Raw genomic sequence first — 25,284 nt, 5'->3', positions numbered from 1 at the left:
AAGCCTCCTAGTTATCTTCTTCAGGCGACGGCGCACTGATTTTGAATGAGAGCTTGAAATCGCTCGCCTGGTCACCATAGCTCGGCGCGGCCTTGACCGCAGTCAGATTGGGATCGGAAAACCACGTGGAGGCATCAAGTTTGCGCATCAGACTGGATACCCGGTTGTTTGACTCGGCAATGCCCTCGACACTGATTCGACTATCGACCCTCACCACAGAGGTAAAAAACAAGCCGTCGGGAAGGGTGCGCACCATTTCATCGAACACCCGCACAATCAACGGCCGGGTCCCTTGCAGGCTCTGAATGATATTCATTCTATCCAGCAGCTGTTGACGGCGCGCCTCAAGCTCACTGATTTCAGCAACCTCTTTGTTGATCTGGGTAATTTGCTGTTGCAGGTAGGCGTTGCGCCCCTCCTGGTTGCTGATGGCGCCATTGACGATGCTCATTGCCAGTACCACCAGCAACACAGCCACAACAGCCACCCCGGCAAGCACCACAATAAATTGTTGCTGGATCTGCTGACGGCGCTCTTCACGCCACGGAAGTAGGTTAATATTCGCCATCAGTCGAAGCTCCTCAGCGCCAGGCCACAGGCGATCAGCATCGACGGGGCATCATTGCTCAAGCGTATCGCATCAACATTCGGGGCAATGGCCATATTGGCAAAGGGGTTTGCCACAACCGTTTTCACCGACAGACGCTCCTCCACAAGCTCCGCCAAACCCTGCATGGCTGCAACACCACCGGCCAGTAAAATCGTATCGACCGCACTGTACTGGCTCGCTGAAAAGAAGAATTGCAGGGAGCGGGAAACCTGCTGGATGACCGCCTCTTTAAACGGAAGCAGAACTTCGGTGTCATAGTCGTCCGAGAGTCCACCCTGTTTCTTCGCAAGGCCGGCTTCCTCGGCACTGAGACCGTAGCGCCGCTGAATCTCCTCGGTAAGCTGACGCCCGCCAAACAACTGGTCGCGGGTATACACCGTTTCGCCATCAACGATAACACTGAGCGACATCATGCTGGCGCCAATATCGACAATCGCCACCACCGTGTTTTCGTCGCAGCCCAGTTGTGGCGCAATCAGGGAAAAGCTGCGTTCGACGGCGTAGGCTTCGACATCCATCACCTTCGGTTCCAGGCCGCCGATTTCCAGTGCTTCAACCCGCGTATCCACGTTGTCTCGCCGACAGGCCACCAACAGCACCTCGGCCTGATCCGGGCTGTCTTCGGCGACACCTATTAATTCAAAGTCCAGAGATACTTCGTCGAGGGGATAAGGGATATACTGATCGGCTTCAAGTGAGATCTGTGTTTCAAGGGCGCTTTCCGGCATATCGGCGGGCATCCGCAGCACCTTGGTGATCACCGCAGAACCGGGCACCGCCGCGGCGGCCCGGGTCAGATTCGTCCGCGAGCGGGACAGCACTGCCTTGACGATTTCACCGACCGCTTCCACCTCAGCCACGTTTTTTTCGACCACTGACTGTGGAGGCAGGGACATCGCGGCATAGCTTTCGACGCGATATTTTTCACCATTACGGCTGAGTTCCAGCACTTTGACGGCACTGGAACTGATATCAACACCGAGCAAGCTGCGGGACTTCCGACCGCCAAACAAGCCATCTAGCACTGTAATTTTCCTATTTACATCGTGGACTTAGGGCGAACTTTTATATACAAGATTAAATACCAGTGTATACCATTGCGCAAATAGTAATGAAAAAAATACCCCGATAAATTCACAGATTTGGGTATCCTAGCACCCGAATTCTGATAGGCCGTTGGCAATACAGGAAAATTATGTCCCGCACCGCAACCATTATTCGCTCCCTTGGATTACTGGGCCTGATCGCCGCCTGCGCCGCCGCCATGGTGTTCTGCGCCGCATTCTTATATATAGGCCCTCGCCTGCCCTCTGTCGATGCCCTGCGCGACATACAGCTCCAGACCCCCCTGCGCATCTACAGCCGCGACGGCCAACTTATCGGCGAATTCGGCGAAAAGCGGCGCTCGCCCATCAGCATACAAGAGGTCCCCGAGGTCTTTATTGATGCATTTCTCGCTGCTGAGGACGATCGTTTCTTTCAGCACCGCGGCGTAGACCTGACCAGCCTGTTGCGGGCCGCGTCGCAACTGATTACCAGCGGCAGCATTCAAACCGGGGGCTCAACCATCACCATGCAGGTGGCGAAGAACTACTTCCTCTCCCAGGAGCGCACCTTCACCCGCAAATTCACCGAAATCTTCCTGGCCATCGAAATCGAGCGCAATCTTAGCAAAGGTGACATTCTTGAGCTGTATCTGAACAAGATCTTCCTCGGCAACCACGCCTACGGCATCGAAGCCGCGGCCCAGGTGTACTACGGCAAGTCGATCAAGGAATTGAGCATCGCGCAAATGGCGATGATTGCCGGCCTGCCCAAGGCCCCCTCTATTTACAACCCCGTCGCCGACCCGGAGCGCGCGCGTATTCGCCGCGACTGGATACTTCGCCGCATGCGGACCCTCGACTATATCGACGAAAGCCAATTTACCACGGCGATCAGCACCCCCATCTCCGCCCGGACTCACGGCACCAAACTCGATCTGAACGCGGCCTATGCCGCCGAGCTGGTGCGCCTGGAAATGCTCAAGCGCTACGGCAGAGAAGCTTACGAAAAAGGCTACAGCGTTATCACCTCTGTCGACAGCCGACTCCAGGCTGCGGCCCACGAGGCGATCGTCAACGGCGTGGTGGAGTACGACAAACGTCACGGCTATCGCGGCCCGGAGCAACAGTGGCCGATTGCCACCCCCGTCAGCAACAGTGCCCTTGAAGACTTTGCGAAGAAGCTCAAGGACATCGGTCGCATCGGCCCCTGGCACCCGGCGCTGATTTTGTCGATCGAGGGCAACAGCGCCACCGCACTGCTTGCCACCGGACAGCAAACCACCCTTAAGTGGGAACAGGGCTTCGCCGGCACGGTACGCTATATCAGCGAAGACCGGACCAGCTACGAGGCCGAATCCATCGACGAACTGGTGAAACCCGGCGACGTGATCCGCCTGCGCATGGGCGACACCAAGCCCCGCCGCTGGCAGTTCTCGCAACTCCCCAAGCTCCAGGCCGCACTGGTGTCGCTGGACGCCGACAACGGCGCGATCCTCAGCATAGTTGGCGGCTATGACTACCAACGCAGCAGCTTCAACCGCGCCAGCCAGGCTGAGCGCCAACCCGGCTCCAATTTCAAACCGTTTATTTACACCGCGGCCCTCGACAATGGCTTTACAGCAGCGAGCATCATCAACGACGCCCCGATTGTCTTCGACGACGCAGGATTAGGCAGCACCTGGCGACCCAGCAACGACAACGGCAAATTCAATGGCCCCATGCGCTTGCGCAAAGCACTGTATCTGTCGCGAAATCTGGTTTCCATTCGTCTGCTGCGGGAACTGGGGATCGGCTCCGCCATCAACTACGTTGGCCGCTTCGGTTTCGACACCAGCAAGCTGCCCCACGACCTGTCACTGGCACTGGGCAGTCATTCGATGACGCCACTGGATGTGGTGACTGGCTACGCGGTATTTGCCAACGGCGGTTATAAAATATCGCCCTGGCTCATTGAGCAGATCATCGACAACGACGGCAATACCATTTACCGGGCCGACCCGGTCATTGCCTGTCGGGACTGCGACAAAAACGGAATGAGCGAGCGCGAAGCCAGCTCTCTGGACGAAATACTTGCCGGCGACAGCGAAAACGAGCCCCGTTACGCCGAGCAAGTGGTCAGCGAAGATGTCATCTTCCTGATCGACAGCATTCTCAAGGACGTTATCACCCGCGGCACGGGCCGCCGCGCTCTCGCCCTGGAACGGGGCGATGCTGCCGGTAAAACCGGCACCACCAACGGCCCGACTGACGCGTGGTTCTCAGGCTATAGCGGCGGCATTGTCACCTCAACCTGGGCAGGCTTTGACCAAAACCAGAAACTCGGCCGCCGGGAATACGGTGGTTCAGTGGCACTGCCAATCTGGATTGATTACATGCGCGTGGCGCTAAAGGGGCGTCCCGAGCGCCACCTGAAGCAACCCGACAATATCATTTCCGTGCGCATTGACCCCGACACTGGTGAGCTGGCCATGCCGGGTCAGGAAAATGCCATCTTCGAGTATTTCCGCATCGGCAATGCGCCCACCACCCAAAGCACCGGCGGCGGCTCGATTTACGGCGAGTCTCCCTCAGACGAACCCATCGAATTGTTCTAACCCCCTCGAACCGGGCGCGCACGGCGGGTCAAATCGCCTCCAGCGCCTCGGCGAGATTCGCCGCTGCAATGACCTCCATGCCCACCTCGCCCCGGGGCGCATTGCCGCGGGGCACAATCGCCCGTTTGAAACCGTGTTTGCGGGCCTCCTGCAAGCGCTCCTGGCCACTACTGACAGGGCGAATCTCACCGGACAGGCCCACCTCTCCGAACACCACCAGATCCTCCGGCAGGGGTCTGTCCCTGAAGCTGGAGACAATGGCAAACAACAGAGCGAGATCCGCTCCGGTTTCCAGCACCTTGACCCCACCCACCACATTGACGAAGACATCCTGATCGCCCAGTTGCAGGCCGCCGTGGCGGTGCAGCACCGCCAGCAACATCGCCAGGCGGTTTTGTTCCAGCCCCACGGCCACCCGTCGAGGGTTACCGTAACCGGACTCATCCACCAGCGCCTGGATTTCCACCAGCAATGGCCGAGTGCCCTCCCAGACCACCATCACCGTACTGCCCGAGGCGACCTCCTCTCCCCTGTTCAGAAAAATGGCCGAGGGGTTGCGCACTTCTTTAAGTCCCTGCTCGGTCATCGCAAACACGCCCAGTTCGTTCACTGCACCGAAGCGGTTTTTCTGCCCGCGCAGGGTGCGATAGCGGCTGTCACTGCCGCCCTCGAACATGATCGAGCAGTCGATAATATGCTCCAGCACCTTGGGCCCGGCCAGGCTGCCATCCTTGGTAACGTGACCGACCATAATCAGCACGGTATTGCTCTGTTTGGCAAAGCGGGTCAACGCCGCCGCGCACTCACGCACCTGGGACACGCTGCCCGGTGCCGAGCTGATCTGGTCGCTGTGCAGCACCTGAATGGAATCCACCACCAGCACCGCCGGGCGGTTTTTCACCGCTTGGGCCAATACCGATTCGAGACTGGTTTCTGAATACAACTGCAGGGCATCAGCCTTCAATGCCAGTCGCCGGGCACGCATAGCCACCTGCTGCAAGGACTCCTCGCCGGTGACATACAGGCAATTGTTGGTCTCAGCCAGGCGACACAATACCTGCAACAACAGGGTGCTTTTCCCCGCACCGGGATGTCCGCCCAGAAGCACTGCCGAACCCGGTACAAAACCGCCCCCCAATACTCGGTCCAACTCCTCCATGCCGCTGCTGATCCGCGGCAAGTCTTCAATTTGCACCGTGGCCAGTGTCTGCACCTCGCCGCCACTGGCACCGGCATAGCCCTGCCGCGCGCCGCTGGTCGCAGCGGGCGAAGACGCCGCCCCCAGGCGTATTTCCGACAGGGTATTCCAGGCACCACAGTCCTGGCATTGCCCCTGCCATTTGCGGTGATCCGACCCGCAGTCGTTACAGACATAGGCGGTACGTGTTTTTGCCATAGTGCGCTTATTCTCCGTGGCTTGCTGACAGCCTGGGCGGCTAGCCCGTACAATACGCTGCCAAGCGAGGATTAATATTTGATGTCGGCACCACTGCTCGAAAGACCCCTACTGGTATCGCCGTCTCTGGCTACCACTATTGGCCTGGAGTGCGCGCTGCTGTACCAGCTATTGTGCGACTGGCACAGTTTACTGGAAGCGCGCCCCCGGCAGGGCCGTGATTGGTATATCGTCGATCGTGCGCGCTTGCAGGAGCAACTTCCCTTCTGGGACGCCGCCCATATCGACAGTCTGCTGCAAACCCTGCACGATCAGGGACTGATCATTATCGGCGGCGCGCTGATCAGCAATGCGCGCAATTTTCGCTTTGCCCTGGCGGGCTCGGGCGAAGCCCATTCGCCACAGACTACCACTGACACTTCGGCGCCCCCGGAAAAGGACATCCCTCGCCCTTCATTATCGGCTCCACCAGCGCCCGCCGCTCCCCGGCAAATGCGCACTGCCCACCCACAACAACCGGTTCCCGGGCAGCAGATGATAAGCGCCGACTGGCGGCCCGACCCCGCGTCGGTGGAATACCTGACTCGCTTTAACCGAGTAAGCATCGAGTTTATCGAATCGGTACTACCGGATTTTATCGCCCATTACCGCGAGAGCGGCGAAGCCCGCAGCAGCTGGAGCAGCACTTTCAGCCAGTATGTCAGCCGCCGCTGGAAAAAACACCAGTACGCCGAAATCGAACAGGCCAGCCAGAGCGGCATTGACGGCGGCTGGCGACCCAGCCAGGACGCCCTGGACATACTGCTGCGCGACGGTGTCAGTATGCACTTTATCGAAGATGCCATTCCCGAGTTTATCCTTTACTGGCGCGAGCGGGGCACCGTCGATAGCAACTGGAATTCCCGCTTCCTGCAACATATTCGCCTGCAATGGGCTCGCTACACCAATACCGTGAGCCACGAGCAGGCCTTTGTACCAATCACCAATAACTGGCAACCTAGCCCTGAAGTCTTCGAAATTTTACGCATGGCGCGAATTGATACAAAATTCGCCAGAGAGCAGATTCCTGAGTTTATTCTGTTCTGGCGCGACAGCGGCCAGGCCCAACGCTCGTGGAACACCAAATTTCTGCAACATGTGAAATACCGCTGGGCACACAGCCACCAATTGGACAAATACGATGCGCGACAGCAACGACCTTCTGGAGCAAAGCAAACGGGCTCTGGCTTCATCGAAAAACACACCGACCGGAGCTGGGCGGACGGGCTCTGAACCCTATCCCGACAAGGATGCGGTCATCGATGCTATTAATCGCATGTTCGCGGAATTTGAGCTGGTCTACCACAATCAGTACAACAAGGCCTTTTCCACCAGCGAAAAGCTCTCCTATGCCAAGAAGCTGTGGTTTGCCAATCTCTGCCATATCTCCCCCGAAGCTATTACCGCCGCCAGCCATCGCGCTATCAAGGAATCCGAATTTCTCCCCACCATCAAGGGCATTCTGAAATACTGTGAACCCGACGACAGCGCACTGGGGCTACCCGACCCCCACAGCGCCTATGTTGAAGCCTGCCGCGCGCCGTCGCCCAAGGCGGACCACCCCTGGAGCCACCCCGCGGTGTATCACGCCGGCAAGGCCAGCGACTGGTATTTTCTGGCCACCAATACCGAACCCAAGGCCTTTCCGGTATTTCGCCAGCATTACATGAATCTCTGCGAGCAGGTCAGGCGCGGCGTCCAACTGGAGCCACCCCACCCTGAGGCCCTGCCCAAGCCCGAAGCCAAACCGCTGCCCGCCGAGGAGCAACGCCGGCGGATGCGCGAGCTGAGACGGGAATTGGATATTTAACCCACGCCCAACCGTGCAGGCTCTGCCCTCAACGGCTACAATAGGCGCGCTTTACGGTCGAGCAACGGCCGACGATGACCCTGCGGACACCCACTATGGCAGACGATAAAACACATTTTGGCTTTAAAACCGTCAATCGCAACGACAAGGTCGGGATGGTTGCCGGCGTATTCCACTCGGTTGCGGGCAAATACGACCTGATGAACGACCTGATGTCCGGAGGCATTCACCGCCTCTGGAAAAGATTTACCATAGAATTATCCGGGGTTCGCTACGGCAACAGTGTACTCGACATCGCCGGTGGCACCGGGGATCTGGCGGGAAAATTCAGCCGACTGGTTGGGCCCGACGGTCGCGTCGTATTGGCCGACATCAACGAATCCATGCTGCGGGTGGGGCGCGAAAAGCTCACCAACCAGGGTGTGGCAGGCAATATTGAATACGTTCAGGCCAATGCCGAGTGTCTACCCTTTCCCGACAACAGTTTTGACTGTATCACCATCGCCTTTGGGCTGCGCAACGTCACCGACAAGGATGCCGCACTGCGCTCCATGTTGCGTGTGCTGAAGCCTGGCGGTCGCCTGCTGGTACTGGAATTTTCCAAGCCCACCAATGAGGTCGTCGGCAAGGTCTACGACCGCTACTCCTTCGACATTCTGCCTAAAATGGGCAAGCTGGTTGCCAACGACGAGGAGAGCTACCGCTACCTTGCGGAAAGCATCCGCATGCATCCCGATCAGGAAACCCTGAAAGGAATGATGGAAGAAGCCGGCTTTGCCGAAGTGCGCTACCACAACATGACAGCGGGCGTGGTCGCCGTGCACCGGGGCATCAAGCCTTGATTTCCCCGCTGCTGAGCACGGCGGCCCTGTCAGGCCTGGAGGACGCGGCCAATCGCGCCCTGCGCCTCGACCCAACCACCGCCGCCAAACTTCAGCAGCTCGACGGCGAATGCTTTGCCCTGGACTTGCAGGAACCCGACCTGTCACTCGCCATGGCAGTAAACGGCCAGCGTCTCCGCTTGATGCTGCACGCCCCCGACAAGGTCAGCACCCGTTTGCGCGGCCGCTGGACGGAGTTTGCCGCCGTCGCCACTGCCAAGGACCCCGCAGCCGCGCTGATTAACGGCGACATTCACATTGCGGGCGACACCGCGCCCTTGCTGGCGCTGCGCAAGTTGCTCGCGGAGCTCGAAATGGACTGGGAACAGCCCCTGGCGGACACCTTCGGCGACGTTGTCGCCCACCAGATCGGCAATGGGCTGCGCGCCGGCCAGCGCTGGGCAAAGAGCAGTGGCCGTCAGCTTCAGCGACAATTGAAGGACTTTTTACTGGAAGAAAGCCGCCTGTTTCCCCATCCGCTACAGGCCGAGGCGTTTTACGCCAGCATCGACGAACTCAACAGCCGGAGCGAACGTCTTGAGGCACGCGTTCGACGCCTCCAGCAACGACTGAAAGCCGCAAATCATAAGAATTAAGGAAGGACTATGGGCCTGAGACGGCTTTTCGCCATTCTCATTATCGTCTGCAGGTACCGTGTAGACCTGTTAATTCCCCAGGAACGGCTTCCCCTGCAGGTGCGATTATTCCTCCGCTTTGGCCCATGGCGATTGTTTCCCGCGCCGGATATCAGCCGCGGCGAACGACTGCGCCTCGCACTGGAGGCCCTAGGCCCCATCTTCATCAAGTTCGGCCAAATTCTCTCTACTCGCCGCGACCTCCTTCCCGACGACATTGCCGATGAACTGGCCCACCTGCAAGACCGGGTTCCCCCCTTTCCCAGCGAACAGGCTGTGGCCCAGATCGAAAAGGCCCTGGGCCGCCCGGTGGATGAAATATTTGATAACTTCGACCGGCAGGCACTGGCTTCGGCGTCCATCGCCCAGGTGCATACCGCGACACTCAAATCCGGCGACAAGGTGGTCGTCAAGGTGGTGCGCCCCGGCATCGAGCGCACCATCAGCGACGACGTACGTCTGATGGCCAAAATTGCCGAATTGGTGGAGCGCCACCTGCCCGATGGCCGACGGCTGCGCCCGGTAGAAGTGGTGGAAGACTACCAGCACACCATTTACGACGAACTGGACCTGCAGCGGGAAGGGGCCAACACCTCACAGCTGCGGCGCAATTTCGCCAATTCCGACATTCTCTACGTCCCCGAGGTCTACTGGGACTACACCCGCCGCAATGTATTGGTGATGGAGCGCATACACGGCATTCCCGTGACTGACGTCGAACGCCTGCGCCGGGACGGCACCGATATGAAAAAGCTCGCCGAGCGCGGTGTCGAGATCTTTTTCACCCAGGTGTTTCGCGACAGCTTCTTCCACGCCGACATGCACCCGGGCAATATTTTTATCGCAGAGGAGCGCCCCCTTTCACCGCAATATATCGCCATTGACTGCGCGATTATTGGCAGTTTGAGCGATTTCGACCAGTACTATCTGGCGCGCAATCTGCTGGCCATTTTTCAACGCAATTACCGTGAGGTTGCAGAGCTGCACGTAGAGTGCGGCTGGGTGCCTGCCCACACCAAGGTGCACGAATTTGAAGCGGCAATTCGCAGTGTCAGCGAACCCATTTTCGAAAAACCCCTGGCGGATATTTCCTTCGGCCAACTACTGCTTTACCTGTTTCAGACCGCGCGCCGCTTTGATATGGAGGTTCAACCCTCACTGGTGCTGTTGCAAAAAACCCTGCTGAACATCGAGGGTCTGGGCCGCCAGCTGTACCCGCAACTCGACCTGTGGTCCACCGCAATGCCGTTTCTTGAGCAATGGGTTCGCGACCGCTATTCGCCACAAACCATGCTGCGCCGTGTCAGCCACCGCCTGCCCGGACTGCTGGAGCAACTCCCCCATCTGCCAGAGAGCCTGCTGGAGCGAGGGCAGCTCCCCCAGCGAGGGGAAAGTGAGGCCACTCGGGAGCTGTTTGCTCGCTTTGACGCCGAGAACCGCGCGCGGGAGCGCCGCAGCCGCAACCAGCGCCTTGCCATTCTCGCCCTGATCGCTGCCGCTCTGTTCACCGACCCGGCCATCAGCGCAAGCCTGAATGAGCTGCCGCCGATCAGCATCGGGCTTGGACTGGCGGCGATCTATTTTTTTATTCGCGCCCGCTGAGGTAAAGTAGGCGCCTTTCAAGCAAGCAGTAGTGACTATGAGCAACGACAGCTGGCTAGACCAGATAAAGTGGAACAGCGACGGACTTGTCGCCGCCATCGCCCAGGACCATCGCAGTGGCCGTGTGCTGATGATGGCGTGGATGAATCGCGAGGCCCTCTCGTTGACGGTGACGGAACAACGCGCGATATACTGGTCCCGCTCCCGTCAGGCCATCTGGCGCAAAGGCGAAAGCTCCGGCCACACCCAGATACTCCACGACATTGCACTGGACTGCGACGGCGACGCCTTGCTGCTGCAAGTAGAACAATTGGGCGACATCGCCTGCCACACCGGCAGACAAAGCTGTTTCTACCGGGGCCTGCAAGACACGCAATGGCAGGCCCGCGAAGACGTTATCAAAGACCCGGACACCATTTATGGAAAATAACCCAGGCACACACATACTCCAGCAGCTCGACGCCGTATTGGCCGAACGCAAGTCCGCCAGCGCAGACAGCTCCTATGTGGCCAGCCTGTACCACAAGGGCCTGAACAAAATACTGGAAAAGGTCGGCGAAGAAGCGACAGAAACCATCATCGCCGCCAAGGACGCTCAGCACAGTGAAAATTTGGACGAGCTGATAGGGGAAACGGCCGATTTATGGTTTCATAGCATGATTATGCTTCAGCAGCTTGGCGGCGATCATCAGGCTGTGCTGAACGAACTCGCCCGACGCTTCGGCCTGTCGGGTCACATTGAAAAAGCCCAACGCGGCAGCAACGGAAACAATTGAGGAATATCCCATGGGATTCGGTGGCATCAGTATTTGGCAATTGCTTATTGTTCTGGCAATTGTGGTGTTGTTGTTCGGCACCAAAAAGCTCAAAAACATCGGCAGCGACCTCGGTGGCGCGGTCAAGGGCTTCAAGGATAGCCTCGACGGCGACAAGGACGAGAGCAAAAACCTGGAACAAAAAGAAACCGAAGGCGAAGACGCCAACGCCCAAGCGAAAAGCGACGCCAAAAACGAGTCAAAATAAACTATGTTTGACATCGGTTTTGCCGAACTGCTGGTGATTGCTGTGCTCGGGTTACTGGTGCTTGGGCCGGAACGTCTGCCCTCGGCTATTCGCACCACCAGCCTGTGGCTCGGTCGTCTGCGCCGCAGTTTTAACAACGTGCGTCAGGAAATCGAGCGCGAGGTCGGCGCCGATGAAATCCGTCGGCAACTGCATAACGAGGCGGTGCTGGATTCGCTGAACGAAAGCAAAGCCAAACTGCAAAGCACGCTGAACTCCGCTGGCGATGAACTGAAAAACATCGAAAACAGCATTGCCCCCGCATCGGGGACAGACCCCAATACGGCGGTCGCCAACGACACCCTGCGCACTGCACCCACAGACAAGAAAGAAGCTGAATGAGTACAGATGCCCACAACGACCCCGGCCAGCCGCTGGTTGCACACCTGACCGAGCTGCGCGACCGCTTGCTGCGTATCGTGCTGGCGATACTGGTCTGTGCCATCGCCCTGATGCCCTTTTCTGCCGAGATTTATACCTTCGTTGCCGAGCCTCTGCGTCGCTACCTGCCGGAAGGCAGCAGCATGATTGCCACTGAGGTCGCCTCCACCTTTCTCACCCCTTTCAAGCTGGTGTTGATGAGCGCCTTCTGCCTGGCCATTCCCGTGATTCTTCACCAGGCCTGGGCCTTTATTTCGCCGGGCATGTACCGCCACGAAAAGCGGATTGCTGCCCCCATGCTGGTGTCGAGTGTACTGTTGTTTTATCTGGGACTGGCCTTCGCCTATTATGTTGTGTTTCCGCTGGTATTCGGCTTTTTCAGCGGCATCACCCCTGAGGGTGTCGCTTACACCCCGGATATCGCCCGCTTCCTCGACACCGCGCTAAAGCTATTCTTTGCCTTTGGCATCGCCTTTGAAATTCCTATCGCGACCATTTTGCTGATCAGCGCTGGCGTCATCGACCGCAAAACACTCGGGGAGAAACGCCCCTACATTATCGTCGGCTGCTTTATATTCGGCATGCTGCTCACCCCACCGGATGTGATCTCGCAATTGCTGTTAGCGGTGCCTATGTGGCTGCTGTTCGAGGTGGGGGTATTCTTTGGCCGTTTTGTTGAAGCGCGCCCCAGCCAGGAGAGCGACGGCGCATAGCGCCCGCGCTCAATAGCCGGGATCTTCGTCGTAATTGCCGAAGGCCAGGTTTTCAAAGCGGGTAAACTTGCCGATAAAGCTCAGGCGCGCAGTACCAATTGGACCGTTACGCTGCTTGCCGATAATAATTTCGGCAACGCCCTTATCCTGGCTTTCTTCGTTGTACACCTCGTCGCGGTAGATGAACATTATCACATCGGCATCCTGCTCGATGGCCCCGGATTCCCGCAGATCCGAGTTGACCGGGCGCTTGTTCGGACGCTGCTCCAATGCGCGGTTCAGCTGCGATAGAGCGATGACCGGACACTCAAACTCCTTGGCGATTCCCTTCAACGAGCGGGAAATTTCGGAGATCTCCGCGGTACGCCCCTCACTGCTTCCGGCCACCTGCATCAACTGCAGGTAATCCAGCATAATCATGCCGATGCTGCCGTGCTCCCGCAGCACCTTGCGCGCCCGGGAACGCACCTCGGTCGGCGTCAGCGCCGGGGTATCGTCAATGAACAGCTTCCGGTCCTTCAACTTGCTGACAGCGGCGCTGAGTTTGGGCCAATCCTCTTCTTCGAGGCGACCGCTGCGAACCCTGGTCTGGTCGATTTTGCCCACCGACGACAGCATCCTCATCATCAGCTGGGCCGCGGGCATCTCCATACTGAACACCAGCATCGGCTGGTCGTAGCGCAACAGGGCATTTTCCACCAGATTCATCGCGAAGGTGGTTTTACCCATCGACGGACGGGCGGCGACGATAATCAAGTCGGACTTTTGCAGGCCCGAGGTCATTTCGTCGAGCTTTTCAAAACCGGTACTGAGGCCGGTGATGGCCTCATCGCTGTTAAACAGCTCGTCGATCTTTTCAACGGCCTGCTTCAACAGGGGGTTAATGGGCTCCAGACCGCCGGTCTTGGGCCGCTCTTCGGAGATCTGCATGATGCGGCGCTCGGCCTCATCGAGCACATCGTCGCTGCTGCGCCCCTCCGGGTTAAAGCTGGCATCAACAATGGAGTTTGCTGCCGCGATCAGGGCGCGGAACGTCGCGCGCTCGCGCACCGCCTGAGCGTAGGCGCGGATATTGGCGACCGAGGGCGTTGCATTGGCCACCTCAGCCAGATAACTCGTGCCACCCACCTCATCCAGCTCACCGTTGCGCGCCAGGGTTTCTGCCAGCGTGACCACATCGATGGGCTGCTCCTGCTCCACCAAGCGCTCCATGCAGGCGTAGATGCGACGGTGCTGGGGCTTGAAGAAATCACCCTCGCTGACCAGGTCCGCCACCGAGTCCCAGCTGTTGCCGGAAATCATCAGGCCACCCAATACCGACTGCTCTGCTTCCAGAGAGTAGGGAGGGCGCTTTAACTCGCTCAGCTCACCCATATCGAAATCGGGGGGCGGGGTATCGGAATAGGAATCAGCTTGCACAGGGATACTCTTACCGGAACTATCAGCAGCTCTGAATGGTTGGATCAGCCCGTTGCCGAACACCGGCAATGGAATGACAGCAGTCAGGCATTGTGGCAAAAAAAAAGCGCGCCGACCAGCAAGGTCGCACGCGCTTTTTCAAGCAGGGGCCAGCGCGAACACACTGTCCGCACCCGCCTCTGCGTTCAGCTGGCGTCGGGCCGCTCAGGCTGCCTGACGTCTGGCTGGCTGAGCTTTTTACTCAGCAACTACACTCAACGCGACGGCTTGTACTACGTCGCTGTGCAGCTGAATGTCGATCTCGTAGTTACCGATGTCACGGATCGGACCTTCAGGCATACGCACTTCGCTCTTGTTCACTTCAACACCGGCCGCTGAAATCGCATCAGCGATATCGCGCGTGCCAATAGAACCGAACAGCTTGCCACCTTCACCCGCGTTCGCAGCGATGGTCACCGCCAGCTCAGCCAGTTTGGCTGCGCGTGCATCAGCTTCGGCACGCTTTTCAGCGGCAGCAGCTTCGAGCTCAGCGCGACGTGCTTCGAACGCTGCAACATTGTCGCCAGTGGCAGGCACAGCCTTGCCAAAGGGGATCAGAAAGTTGCGGCCGTAGCCCGACTTAACATTAACCTGATCGCCCAGATTACCCAGCTTGCCGATTTTCTCAAGCAGAATCACTTGCATGGTTCTCACCTCTCCTGCGCGCCTGCACAACACCCTATGCGGTTTTGGACAAACGCCGTCTGATATCAATCCAACTATCTACAATCGCTGCCAGTATCAACAACCCCCACAGAGGTCCCAATAACAACAGCGCGATATAAAACACTACCAACCACACCCGACCCAAGCCGAAACGCCCTACTACCCCGTGTATCAGCGACAGTCCCGCCGCCAAAAAAGGCAGTAAACACATTACGCCCCAGAAGCGAAATTCCTCACCCATGCGGCCAATCAACAGCATGACCGCAACCAGCACCACCGTGGCCACAGCGGGTAAGCGCATGCTCCACATCTCGGTGCGAAAACCACCGGGATTATAGAGCAGCGACTGCCACCACCGCGCCAACATCAGCGCCAGCACACTCCACAGCACGGTGCTACTACCGATCACCGCGGCAATGTCGCCGGTCAGAATCTGGGGCAAGCGCCCCGCTGACTGGCTGCGCAACTGATCCAGCATAGGCTGCACCGTTGCCAGAATTGCCGCCAGGTAGTCCTGGGCAAATTGCTGCAGAAACAGCGCTGTGCACATTCCCCCAAACACTGAAAACACCAGTGCCAAGGGCCAGGACCGAGTATTTCGCAAGACGATCGCCGCGCCAGCTGAAACCAGCAACATGCACAGCGGACCGACATCCTGAGCGAATTTGGCTACCGCAATTGCGGGTAGCAGCGCCCAGAAAACAACATATATGCCTTCAGTCGTTCCCTTTCTCAGGGTGACCAGGGCGGCTGCCGCAGCACCCACCCACGCAAACATCAATGTGGCGATTCCAAGCGCGGCGACTGCCGTGGCCTGGAAGCGCCCTTTCATTACAAACTCTGCGAGGGGGCGCATGGGTCGTTTAACAGCCCAACTTATTTATGGCTGTCGGTGTACGGCAGCAAAGCCAGAAAACGCGCGCGTTTGATCGCGGTAGACAACTGGCGCTGATACTTGGCATTGGTTCCTGTGATGCGGCTGGGAACAATTTTGCCAGTTTCAGAAACATAGGCTTTCAATGTGTCCAGATCTTTGTAATCGATCTGCTTAACACCTTCCGCAGTAAAGCGGCAAAACTTACGACGACGGAAAAAACGTGCCATCTTTATATCCTCACTCTATCCGCTATTATTCGGCGCTGGTCTCAGCCTTTTCGGCTGATTCTTCGCTGCTGCCAGACGACTGCTCAGTGTTGTCGCGACGCTCGGTGCGCTGCTCACTGCGGCTGCGACGCTCGCGGCTCTCTTTCTCTGCCTTCATGATTGGCGACTCTTCAGTCACGGCTTCATCACAGCGGATAACCAGATTACGCAGCACGGCATCGTTGTAGCGGAAGTTGGTTGTCAGCTCGTCGATCGCTTCAGCAGTTGCTTCTGCGTTGATCAGCACATAGTGAGCTTTGTGGATTTTGTTGATGGGGTATGCCAGCTGGCGACGGCCCCAATCTTCCAGACGGTGGACTTTGCCGCCATCCTTCTCGATTGCCTGGGTATAGCGTTCAACCATGCCCGGGACCTGCTCGCTTTGATCTGGATGAACCAGAAACACGATTTCGTAGTGACGCATTGTATGCTCCTTACGGGTTAAGCCACCCATTATGGTGTGGCAAGGAGGGCAACCCCGTTAACTGAACGTGGCTGCCGTTAAATCAAGAGCGCGGATTTTAGGCAAGGGGGCCGGTATATGCAAGGAATTCGTGTATTTTTTAGCCAAATCATAGCGAACGACGCTGTCGTACTGCTTCAAAAAGGCAAATACCCGTGGCTACCGACACATTAAGGCTACTGACCTCTCCTGCCATCGGCAGTTTGGCGAGGTAGTCACAACGCTCCTTGGTCAGCCTGCGCATACCACTGCCCTCGGCCCCCATAACCAGCGCGCGAGGCCCGGTCAGGTCGCAGTCATATAGCGAGTCGTCGGCCTCACCGGCCATCCCCACTATCCACACGCCCAGGTCCTGTAACTGGGTCAGACAACGGGCGAGATTCGTCACCTGCACGAAGGGCACCGCCTCAGCCGCACCGCAGGCCACTTTGCTGACGGTGGCATTCAGGCTGGCGGAATTATCCTTGGGCGCAATCACTAACTGCACCCCGGCAGCATCCGCACTGCGCAGGCAGGCGCCGAGGTTATGGGGGTCGGTAACACCGTCGAGCACCAGAATCAGCGCGTCACGGCCGGCGGCCTCAACAATTCCCGGAATGTCTTTTTCACTCCCCGGGGCCATGGCATCGGCCACCGCGACTACGCCCTGGTGTCGGCCCGAAACCATTTTGTCGAGGGCCTCGCGACTGCGCTCCGTAATGGGCAACTGATGCCGCGCCGCCAGGTCCAACACCTTCTGCAAACGCTTATCGCGGCGCCCCTGCAACACATATATTTCCCGAAGGGCATCGGGGCGGCGCTCCAGCGCTGTTAATACAGCGTGGAGTCCAAATAGGGTTTCACTCACAAACGACTTCCTGCACTTAATTCCTGATCGTCGCCCTAGCGACGGCGACGTTTTTTATTGGCACCACCAGGACCCTTCTTGCCCGGCGGCAGCTTGGCTGCCCCCTTCTTGGCCTTCGCACCGGGCACTTCGCCCTTGGCAAGAGCCTCGCGCACCGAGGGTTTATTTCGCCGCGTATTCGCGCCAGCCACCACAGCGAGATCGATCTTGCGCTCGTCCAGATCGACGCCCATGACCTGCACCCGCAGGCTGTCTCCCAACTGATAAACCCGACGTGTGCGCTCACCGATCAACCGCTGGTGGGCCTGATCAAACTGGTAGTAGTCCTGCGGCAGCGCCGAAATATGCACCAGACCTTCGATATACAAATCCTGCAGTTCAACAAACAAGCCAAACCCGGTGACCGCAGCAATCACGCCCTCGAATTCGTTACCGACGTGATCCTGCAGGAACTCGCACTTCAAAAATGCCATGACATCACGACTGGCATCATCCGCGCGCCGCTCGGCCATCGAGCAGTGGGCACCCAGGGTCAGCAGGGCTTCCAGATCATAGGGATAGATCTTCTTGCGCGGCAAAGCCGGTGCACTCGGCTCGATGCTGAAATGCCTTTCGGCGTCGCCGCCACCGTTGCGCATCAAATAGCGCAAGGCCCGATGCACCAACAGATCGGGGTAGCGCCGAATCGGCGAAGTAAAGTGGGTGTATCCGGTGTAGTTCAGGCCAAAATGGCCTTCGTTATCGGGCTGGTAAACCGCCTGACTCAGTGAGCGCAGCAGCATGGTTTGAATCATCTGGCCATCAGGCCGATCACCAATCGTTGAGAGCAAGGCCTGATAATCTTTGGGAGACGGTTTCTCTCCACCCTTCAAACCCAGACCAATTTCACCGAGAAACTCCCGCAGATTGCCGAGCTTTTGGTCCGACGGGCCATTATGCACGCGATACAGTGCATCCAGCCCCGACTTTTCCAGTGTTTTTGCCGTCGCCACATTGGCGATCAGCATACACTCCTCAATCATTCGGTGAGCGTCGTGGCGATGCACCGGCACAATCGCTTCGATCCGACGCTCATCACTGAAGACAATGCGAGTCTCCACGGTTTCAAAGTCGATGGCACCCCGTTCACTGCGGGCTTCCCGCAGGGCGCGATACAGATTGTGCAACTCTTGCAACTGCGGAATAAACTGGTGGAAGCGACCGCTGTCCTTCTCTGGATCAGCGCCTTTCACCCTCAGCATGGCGCCTACCTCGTTATAGGTAAGACGCGCATGAGAGCGCATGACGGCTTCGTAGAAGGTGTAACCACTCAGCCGACCGCTGGCGCTGATGGTCATTTCACACACCATACACAGGCGATCAACCTCGGGCTTGAGCGAGCACAAGCCGTTGGACAATGCCTCTGGCAGCATGGGCACGACCCGGTCGGGAAAATACACCGACGTTGCCCGACGATGAGCCTCGGCATCCAGCGCTGAACCAATTTTCACATAGTGGGAGACATCGGCAATAGCCACCCAAAGACGCCAACCACCCGACTTTTTCTTTTCGGCGTAGACCGCGTCATCAAAATCCCGGGCATCCTCACCGTCGATGGTCACCAGCGGCAAATCGCGCAGGTCAGCCCGGTGTTTCTTGTCTTTTTCCAGAGGCTCGGAACCGAACTTTCGCGCCTCCTCCTCAACTTCCTCGGGCCAGTCGAAGGGTATCTCATGACTGCGCAGGGCCAGCTCCGTTGCCACACCCACCGTCTGCCGATCGCCCAGCAACTCGACTATCCGCCCCCGGGCCTGCTGGCGCATCCCCGGCTGACGGGTGATTTCCACCATCACGTAGTCACCGTTAGACGCCCCCTGGAAATCCCCGTCTTCCAGGGCGATCCAGTTTTGAATACGGGTATTTTCCGGCACCACCATCGCACGACCGCGATGATCTACCAGCTTGCCTACCAGCTGCTGGGTATTGCGCTCCACCACCTCGACAATAATGCCTTCGCGACGGCCGCGCTGATCGCTGCCGGTCACCTCTACCGACACCACGTCACCATCAAACACCTGCTGCATCTGCCGATTGTGCAAATACACATCGTCATCGCCATCGACAATAACGAAACCATAGCCCTCGCGATGGCCCTGCACACGACCGACAACCGCCTCGCCCGCCACTGGCGCCTGCAAGCGGCCGCGCCGCCCCTCGATCAGCTGACCGTCGCGCAGCATGGCCTTCAACCGTCGGCGCAGGCCCTCCTGCTCGTCTTCACCTTCTATACCCAGCAACTTGCGCAGTGCCGACGCAGACATCCCCTGCTCGGCATCACCTAATTTCTCAAGAATGTACTCCCGGCTGGGCACCGGATTGTCGTAGCGTTCCGCTTCGCGGGCGGCGTGGGGATCATTGTGTTCTTTGCGGCTTTTAGCCATGCAGTAGTAGTTCCTGTGCTCAATGCAAAAAAAAATTTGCCTATAGTGTAACTCAAGCGTTGACAAAAAAGCGGTTAATCAGTAAATTGCGCGCCTCGACTCACTGAGTCACGCTTCATCCCCTATGCCCAGGTGGTGAAATTGGTAGACACGCTAGCTTCAGGTGCTAGTGGCTTCACGGCCGTGGAGGTTCAAGTCCTCTCCTGGGCACCATTTCTTCCCAAAAGTTCCAACTCCTGTCGATTCACCCATAAAGTGGCCGCTTGGCTCTACCCCAGACTCTACCCCATAATCGGGGGATGACACTCACTAAACCCTGTTGATAATCCCGTCCCATCACTTCCAAGTGGCGCAAGGAAGGTCGGCTGCTCGTCAGAAGCGGACAGTCACCAGCGCCCCCTTCGGAGAAAACAGACACTCAGCTTAAAAAAAAGCTGCCCCCAAATCGCCACTTTCCCCTTTTTCAGGAGCCACACGCTCACTATCACCTTTTTGCCAGTGCTAACTAATTGATTTTTATATGAGTGGGTATATGATCAGGGGAAAAGGAGCTAAAGCAGATAGAGGGAACTAGTCTTGCTACCATCAATCACTAACTCGACGAAATTCATCCAAGCCCATGGAATCTGTAGGATTCCTGGTTCCATTGCAATTTTAGCCCCCGAGATAAGGAGCCTCAGTGATATAAGGCCCCGGTCTTCATAATAATAATGTTATAAGGCCAAGGCGAAATTGGAGCGCCCATGATCGAAACGATTAAAAAGGTAAGTAATCCGCTAACCATTATCGCTATATTTGCCGGGCTGGCAGAAGTGAGTGGAACAATAGTCTTGCCCTTTTTAAAGGAAGGGAGTCAGGACTTGTATGTATGGTTTTTGATGATATTTCCTACGATTTTGATTTTTCTGTTCTTCCTAACCTTAAACTTCAATCACAAAGTTCTCTACGCTCCTTCTGATTTTCAGGATGAAGATAATTTTCTTAAGCTCTTTGGGAAGCCGACAGCCGGCGACAGGCTTGAGAAGTTAAGTTCTGAGATAGAAGCTGAATCTGAGGTAGTAGAGGATTCAGTAGGTTCAGATATTAGCAATGTGGATTTGGCATATAGAAATATCATCCGTAGAAGTACAGCATCTACTCACTACCTTGCGGAAGAGCTTGTAATAACCAAGCTGTCACAAGAATTTGATGAAATTGAAAAGGAAGTAATGCTTAGGTCGGGAAAATCCCAATTCTTATTTGATGCAATAGGTAAGAAAAGCAACCAAGTATACGCCATTGAAGTTAAGTATATAAAAGACTCCACATCTCTTAGAAACGTCAGATCTTCATTGGTTAAGATCCAAAGGACATTTCAAGAGCTCCCAGATATTAAAGGCGACAAAATGACGTTGCTACTTGCAATAGCGACCGACTTGGAAGGTGAGGCACTTGAGCAGTTTACGCGTGAGGTTGAGTCGAGCGCAGTGACCTTCATGTTTCCTCAAGAAGTGAGGGTATTTAACTTAAAAAGCCTAGAAAACGAGTTAATCGGTGCAACGGCCTTATAACAAGCGCAAGCACGCGGAACAATTTTCCGCTGCGCTCCAAATTGCCCGGTGTTGCGAGCGTTATGTTTTCGCGAGTACCCAAGTTAACCGCATTGAAAAAATGGTCAGAGAATGAGTGACGATAGCCTCGCTTCAAGGTTGGAAAGAATGCTCCCTCTGCTCATTACTATATGTTTGGCTGGTATTGGGCTACGGTTGTGGTTCCAGGAATGTATCACCACCAATAATGGAGTCGTATGTTTCAATGATTGGCATAGGTTCGTATCCGTTGGGTTGTTCTCAGTATCAGGAATATCCTTTTGGTGGATTTGTAAGACTAAAACGAAAATAAACAAATAATGAAATACGTAATAAAACATAACAAGCGCAAGCATTCGCTCCCGATGGTCGCTGGGACGCCCAAAACGCTGCGCTTATTTGTGCGCCCTTGTTGCGGGCGTTATGCAGTCAGTTGAATTGAACATCAAGTTAGCCGCTGGCGTTCTGGCTGTTTGCCTAGCCATCGGTGCGCTTACATATTTTCAGTTTGAGTCCGGCACTGGCGGAAAAAAATTTATTGAGGCCGAGGTGGTTTCTTACACCAAGCACTCTTCCGGTAAGTCTGCCGCTGATCCTGCATTCTATGTGCGATTACCCAGTGGACTTCAAGTCTTCGTCAGAGATTGGGGCCGACTACCAAACACATACCGGGGCCGAGTAGTTTTGTCAGTACAAGAGGGAAAGGTAAGTGGCAGAAACATTTACAGTATTGATGCAGCTCGCACTAAAGAATTGCATAACAAGTAAAGGCAACCGACGAATAAATGCGCGCGGCTGCTTTAAGCGTTAGGCCGCAAAAGGAGTTCTATGAAGTACCCAGGACAGCCAAAAGATGCTCCAGGCTGGTATAGAGATCGAGGGCCTTCTCATATTGAGGCAGAATTTAGTAAAGAGCTAAATGATCTTGCCAACGCAATAGAAAGTGAGCAATGGTTTGGTGATAAAGAAAAGCATGGTCGTTATAGAGTTGATTTTATCTTAAGAGATGCACGTCTGATAATCGAGCTTGATGGACATGCTTACCACTCTACTCCCGAACAACTAGAGAAAGATGCAGTCAGGCAAAGGTATTTGTCGCGGGCTGGCTATACTGTAATTCGGTTTACTGGTCGAGAGATAAACCGAAATGCCAAAGCGTGTGTAGATGAGGTAAGAACAATATATAAGGAAAGGATGCAGCGGGAACCAGCGAATTATCGTGCCCTGTATATAGACTATAGGTTTTTCTATCAGGAATCCGCTAAAGCACTTCGCTTCTTCAAGACATTACACCCTGGTCGAGAGCTGTCCTTCGAGCCTATTGAAAACGTCATCCCGCATGCGATTGAATGGCTGCATGAAAAATCTTTCGTAACTGCTTTTATATTCCATCTCCCAGAGGATGAGCATGAGGTGCAGCATTTAGATGGCCAATGCTTTGAATATGAAAAAGGCGAAGTACGAATTAATACAATGTCCGAAGAATGGTATAGCTTGGAGTTAGGTGAGCATATGGTCAGTTTTGCGCATCTCTTTGATCAATTTCTAGTTGTCGCAGATGACCCCGTTTACGTAGAGCCTTTACTGACAGTTTTACCGAAAGAAAAGACGGTGGAAAATTTTGGTGGGCATGATTTCAGCTATATCGCTAATGGCAAACTTTTACGAAGGGGTAATGACGAAACCAGATATGTTGGAACTGACTTAGTAAATGTAAAGTGGCAAGATATTTGGTATGTAATTGGCAGTGCAATGGGACTGAGCCTATATGAAATGTAGGCCTAACAAACAGCTGCAGCGGATCAATTTACGCTACGCTTCAATTGCCCGCTGAGCTGGGCGTTATATGGATATGGTTGATATCAACAAGTCAGATTGAAAATTTGGATATGAAATGAAAGAAATACTAGATAAATTCGCCAGAGCACAGGAAAGCCTCGTTACTCAACAATCTGATTTCTCACTTTCGGCAATAGCGGATATGGTTAAGTTAGAGTCAATAGATATAACTCCCCATTATCAAAGAAGGGATCGCTGGCACGTCGAAAAACAGTCCGCATTAATTGAGTCATTTCTCCTAAATATACCCGTCCCACCTGTCTATCTCTCAGAAGATGAATATGGCACTTATACGGTTATCGATGGCAAACAAAGAATAACAGCCATTTACGAGTTTCTATCTGGAAAATTCAAGTTGAAGGATTTGAAAGAAGTTCAAGAGCTAAACGGATTTACATTTGAGCAGCTGCCTTCTCAATTAAAGAGGGCGCTTTCTATTAGACCATTTATGCGTGTAATAACGCTGCTCAAACAATCTGATCCAGAATTAAAATATGAGGTTTTCTTGAGACTTAATACTGGTGGCGAGAATTTGAAAGCTCAAGAGGTAAGAAATGTTGCGTTCGCAGGACCATTAAATGACTTGCTTTTTGAGTTGTCCGAAAATGAGTTTTTAAGAAAAAAGTTAAAGATAACTTCAAATAAATCAGCCGCTTATAGGAGTATGGATGATCTAGAGCTAGTTCTAAGGTTCTTCACAATTCGTAGTAGATGGGAGAATTTTGGTAAAAAGATATCCGTGGCAATGGATGACTTTATGGCAGAAAACCAGCACACAGAAGTCAATGAGCTGAGGGAGATTTTTCTATATTCGATAGAACGTTGCCAGAAGCTTTGGGGGGATTTCTCGTTCCAAAAGCCATTGAATAATGGCTGGAGAGAACAACTTATTGCACCACTCTTTGATGCCCAAATGGTAGCAGTTTCTCTTTTAGATTCGGGTAGGGTTCAGGAGTTAGAAGGCGCGCAAGATGCCGTTCTATCTGCAACTAGAGATTTATATGAAAATGATCCTGAGTTTCATAAAGCTGTGACACAAGCTACAGGCGACACACTAGCGATTAGAAATCGAGTATTAAAGCTAAAAAATATGCTTGAATCTGTTGAGGTTTGATATGCCCTCAGCAAAAACAGATTTTATTGAGCGTATCAGGTGCCTTGACGCTTCAATTGAAACAGATGCTGTTCAGAACAGAGCATTAACTGAGAGAGAGCATAATTCAATTGCGAGAATGCTCAGAAACGGACTTGCGGTAGTGAGCTTTGCATCTTTAGAAGATTATATTAAAAAGCGATCTTCAGAAGCTATGGAAGAAGTCAGCAGGTGTACCATCGCATTTGCCGAGCTGCCAGAGAAACTACAAAGAGCGGCAACGTACGAGGTGCTTTCAGCATTGAATTACCAGTTGAGCCTGTTGGATAAAGACGATAGGCCCGCTTATATTCAAGATCATGCTCTTAAAATTTCCTCCACAGCAACTCCAAACTATGAATTGTCTAGCCATACATTTGCTCATTCTCAAGCCAATATAAGCAATACAATAATAGGAGATATTCTGAAGTCTTTTAACGTTGAAGACCCGTGGCGCCAAATGTCCCAAATTTCATCTAATCTAGGGTTGACTGCAACATTATCGTTGGCTGAAATATTTAAGAGCGCATCGCTGAGAAGGCACAAGGCGGCCCATGTTGCTGGTGCAGATACACCGCCGACAGATATTAAACAATTTGTGAAAGAGGCGTTCGCTATAGCAATTTCATTTGATGCGTTACTCTCAAAAGCAATTCATAAACTACTAGAAAATGATGACGACTTTGTTAGGAATGGCGTAAAGCTAAACGCCAACGATATTGAATTTAGAACTATCAAGTTTGTTGATAATAAGTGGAAAGAGTATAGAGGAAGTAGTGTTCGCGCATTTAGAACTTCTAATGATTTCGATTTGATATCGAGAGAGGCAAGACGGAGAGCTAATTTGTCGAAAGAATTGCTCGTCGAATTTGATGAGACAGGGCTGGTAAGAGGATGGGAGTGCCAATACTGACACCATATAAATGCGCTGCTGTCGGACAAATTCTCAGCTACGCTTCAAATTTGCCGCAGAGCGCGG

At 54.8% G+C, this 25,284-nt stretch carries 25 protein-coding genes and 1 tRNA gene; 16 read left to right on the top strand and 10 right to left on the bottom strand.

From position 1 onward, the window contains the following. Nucleotides 1–7: 7 nt before the first annotated feature. Entirely contained in the window at nt 8–568 is a 561-nt protein-coding gene (locus HCU74_RS18985) for a PilN domain-containing protein (protein ID WP_168452007.1), read from the bottom strand. Next, the gene (locus HCU74_RS18980) at nt 568–1,635 is read right to left on the bottom strand and encodes a type IV pilus assembly protein PilM (RefSeq protein WP_168452006.1); all 1,068 of its coding nucleotides are present in this window, start codon (nt 1,633–1,635) and stop codon (nt 568–570) included. Before HCU74_RS18980 ends, HCU74_RS18985 begins: the two co-directional genes overlap by 1 nt. A gap of 170 nt (nt 1,636–1,805) precedes the next feature. Between HCU74_RS18980 and HCU74_RS18975 the strand changes: the two genes are divergently transcribed. Beyond that, entirely contained in the window at nt 1,806–4,250 is a 2,445-nt protein-coding gene (locus tag HCU74_RS18975; protein WP_168452005.1) for a penicillin-binding protein 1A, read from the top strand. Between the two features lie 28 nt (nt 4,251–4,278). Here HCU74_RS18975 and radA read toward each other — a convergent pair whose 3' ends face one another. Then, nucleotides 4,279–5,646, bottom strand: coding sequence for a DNA repair protein RadA (gene radA / locus HCU74_RS18970; RefSeq protein ID WP_168452004.1), 1,368 nt, complete (start codon nt 5,644–5,646; stop codon nt 4,279–4,281). A gap of 81 nt (nt 5,647–5,727) precedes the next feature. Between radA and HCU74_RS18965 the strand changes: the two genes are divergently transcribed. From HCU74_RS18965 to tatC, 10 genes are all read left to right on the top strand, one after another. Further along, a complete protein-coding gene (locus HCU74_RS18965; protein WP_168452003.1) occupies nt 5,728–6,918 on the top strand; it encodes a DnaT-like ssDNA-binding domain-containing protein in 1,191 nt (396 codons plus the stop codon). Beyond that, nucleotides 6,827–7,495 (top strand): replication protein P, encoded by a 669-nt coding sequence (locus HCU74_RS18960; RefSeq protein WP_246864728.1) that lies wholly within the window; start codon nt 6,827–6,829, stop codon nt 7,493–7,495. The genes HCU74_RS18965 and HCU74_RS18960 overlap by 92 nt, the downstream gene beginning before the upstream one ends. A 95-nt stretch (nt 7,496–7,590) precedes the next feature. After that, entirely contained in the window at nt 7,591–8,337 is a 747-nt protein-coding gene (ubiE, locus tag HCU74_RS18955) for a bifunctional demethylmenaquinone methyltransferase/2-methoxy-6-polyprenyl-1,4-benzoquinol methylase UbiE (RefSeq protein WP_246864727.1), read from the top strand. Beyond that, a complete protein-coding gene (locus HCU74_RS18950; RefSeq protein ID WP_168452001.1) occupies nt 8,334–8,972 on the top strand; it encodes a ubiquinone biosynthesis accessory factor UbiJ in 639 nt (212 codons plus the stop codon). The genes ubiE and HCU74_RS18950 overlap by 4 nt, the downstream gene beginning before the upstream one ends. 9 nt (nt 8,973–8,981) lie before the next feature. Then, nucleotides 8,982–10,613 (top strand): ubiquinone biosynthesis regulatory protein kinase UbiB, encoded by a 1,632-nt coding sequence (gene ubiB, locus HCU74_RS18945; RefSeq protein ID WP_168452000.1) that lies wholly within the window; start codon nt 8,982–8,984, stop codon nt 10,611–10,613. 37 nt (nt 10,614–10,650) lie between these two features. Beyond that, nucleotides 10,651–11,043 carry a phosphoribosyl-AMP cyclohydrolase gene (gene hisI, locus HCU74_RS18940; RefSeq protein WP_168451999.1) on the top strand — a complete coding sequence of 131 codons (393 nt, stop codon included), beginning with the start codon at nt 10,651–10,653 and terminating at the stop codon, nt 11,041–11,043. Further along, nucleotides 11,033–11,389, top strand: coding sequence for a phosphoribosyl-ATP diphosphatase (locus HCU74_RS18935; protein ID WP_168451998.1), 357 nt, complete (start codon nt 11,033–11,035; stop codon nt 11,387–11,389). Before hisI ends, HCU74_RS18935 begins: the two co-directional genes overlap by 11 nt. A gap of 10 nt (nt 11,390–11,399) precedes the next feature. Beyond that, complete coding sequence (tatA, locus tag HCU74_RS18930) at nt 11,400–11,636, top strand: Sec-independent protein translocase subunit TatA (protein ID WP_168451997.1); 237 nt, start codon at nt 11,400–11,402, stop codon at nt 11,634–11,636. A 3-nt stretch (nt 11,637–11,639) separates the two neighbouring features. After that, complete coding sequence (gene tatB / locus HCU74_RS18925; RefSeq protein WP_168451996.1) at nt 11,640–12,017, top strand: Sec-independent protein translocase protein TatB; 378 nt, start codon at nt 11,640–11,642, stop codon at nt 12,015–12,017. Then, complete coding sequence (tatC, locus tag HCU74_RS18920; protein WP_168451995.1) at nt 12,014–12,769, top strand: twin-arginine translocase subunit TatC; 756 nt, start codon at nt 12,014–12,016, stop codon at nt 12,767–12,769. The genes tatB and tatC overlap by 4 nt, the downstream gene beginning before the upstream one ends. Nucleotides 12,770–12,778: 9 nt before the next feature. Here tatC and dnaB read toward each other — a convergent pair whose 3' ends face one another. The 7 genes from dnaB to rnr all read right to left on the bottom strand — a co-directional run bounded on the left by dnaB (nt 12,779) and on the right by rnr (nt 19,766). Further along, a complete protein-coding gene (gene dnaB / locus HCU74_RS18915; RefSeq protein WP_168452071.1) occupies nt 12,779–14,143 on the bottom strand; it encodes a replicative DNA helicase in 1,365 nt (454 codons plus the stop codon). A 282-nt stretch (nt 14,144–14,425) separates the two neighbouring features. Further along, nucleotides 14,426–14,872: a 50S ribosomal protein L9 gene (gene rplI / locus HCU74_RS18910; protein WP_168451994.1), complete on the bottom strand. Its 447-nt coding sequence runs from the start codon at nt 14,870–14,872 to the stop codon at nt 14,426–14,428. A gap of 34 nt (nt 14,873–14,906) precedes the next feature. Then, nucleotides 14,907–15,725: a hypothetical protein gene (locus tag HCU74_RS18905; RefSeq protein WP_168451993.1), complete on the bottom strand. Its 819-nt coding sequence runs from the start codon at nt 15,723–15,725 to the stop codon at nt 14,907–14,909. Nucleotides 15,726–15,769: 44 nt separating this feature from the next. Continuing rightward, complete coding sequence (gene rpsR / locus HCU74_RS18900; protein ID WP_027874105.1) at nt 15,770–15,997, bottom strand: 30S ribosomal protein S18; 228 nt, start codon at nt 15,995–15,997, stop codon at nt 15,770–15,772. Between the two features lie 25 nt (nt 15,998–16,022). Beyond that, entirely contained in the window at nt 16,023–16,460 is a 438-nt protein-coding gene (rpsF, locus tag HCU74_RS18895) for a 30S ribosomal protein S6 (RefSeq protein WP_168451992.1), read from the bottom strand. A 148-nt stretch (nt 16,461–16,608) separates the two neighbouring features. Beyond that, on the bottom strand, nt 16,609–17,346 hold the full coding sequence (gene rlmB, locus HCU74_RS18890; RefSeq protein WP_168451991.1) for a 23S rRNA (guanosine(2251)-2'-O)-methyltransferase RlmB: 738 nt from the start codon (nt 17,344–17,346) through the stop codon (nt 16,609–16,611). 35 nt (nt 17,347–17,381) lie between these two features. Further along, nucleotides 17,382–19,766: a ribonuclease R gene (rnr, locus tag HCU74_RS18885; protein WP_168451990.1), complete on the bottom strand. Its 2,385-nt coding sequence runs from the start codon at nt 19,764–19,766 to the stop codon at nt 17,382–17,384. A gap of 126 nt (nt 19,767–19,892) precedes the next feature. Here rnr and HCU74_RS18880 point away from each other — a divergent pair. From HCU74_RS18880 to HCU74_RS18860, 5 genes are all read left to right on the top strand, one after another. Then, nucleotides 19,893–19,979: transfer RNA gene (locus HCU74_RS18880), tRNA-Leu, on the top strand. Nucleotides 19,980–20,509: 530 nt separating this feature from the next. Then, nucleotides 20,510–21,316, top strand: a complete 807-nt coding sequence (locus HCU74_RS19885; RefSeq protein ID WP_210425394.1) for a hypothetical protein — start codon at nt 20,510–20,512, stop codon at nt 21,314–21,316. Between the two features lie 846 nt (nt 21,317–22,162). After that, nucleotides 22,163–23,113, top strand: a complete 951-nt coding sequence (locus tag HCU74_RS18870; protein WP_168451989.1) for an endonuclease domain-containing protein — start codon at nt 22,163–22,165, stop codon at nt 23,111–23,113. A 115-nt stretch (nt 23,114–23,228) separates the two neighbouring features. Further along, on the top strand, nt 23,229–24,287 hold the full coding sequence (locus HCU74_RS18865) for a DUF262 domain-containing protein (protein WP_168451988.1): 1,059 nt from the start codon (nt 23,229–23,231) through the stop codon (nt 24,285–24,287). A gap of 1 nt (nt 24,288) precedes the next feature. Then, entirely contained in the window at nt 24,289–25,218 is a 930-nt protein-coding gene (locus HCU74_RS18860) for a HEPN domain-containing protein (protein WP_168451987.1), read from the top strand. Nucleotides 25,219–25,284 lie beyond the last annotated feature (66 nt).

Source organism: Spongiibacter thalassae (genome assembly GCF_012272835.1).
Lineage (GTDB): Bacteria > Pseudomonadota > Gammaproteobacteria > Pseudomonadales > Spongiibacteraceae > Spongiibacter > Spongiibacter thalassae.
This window is presented reverse-complemented; position numbering and strand designations above follow the sequence as displayed.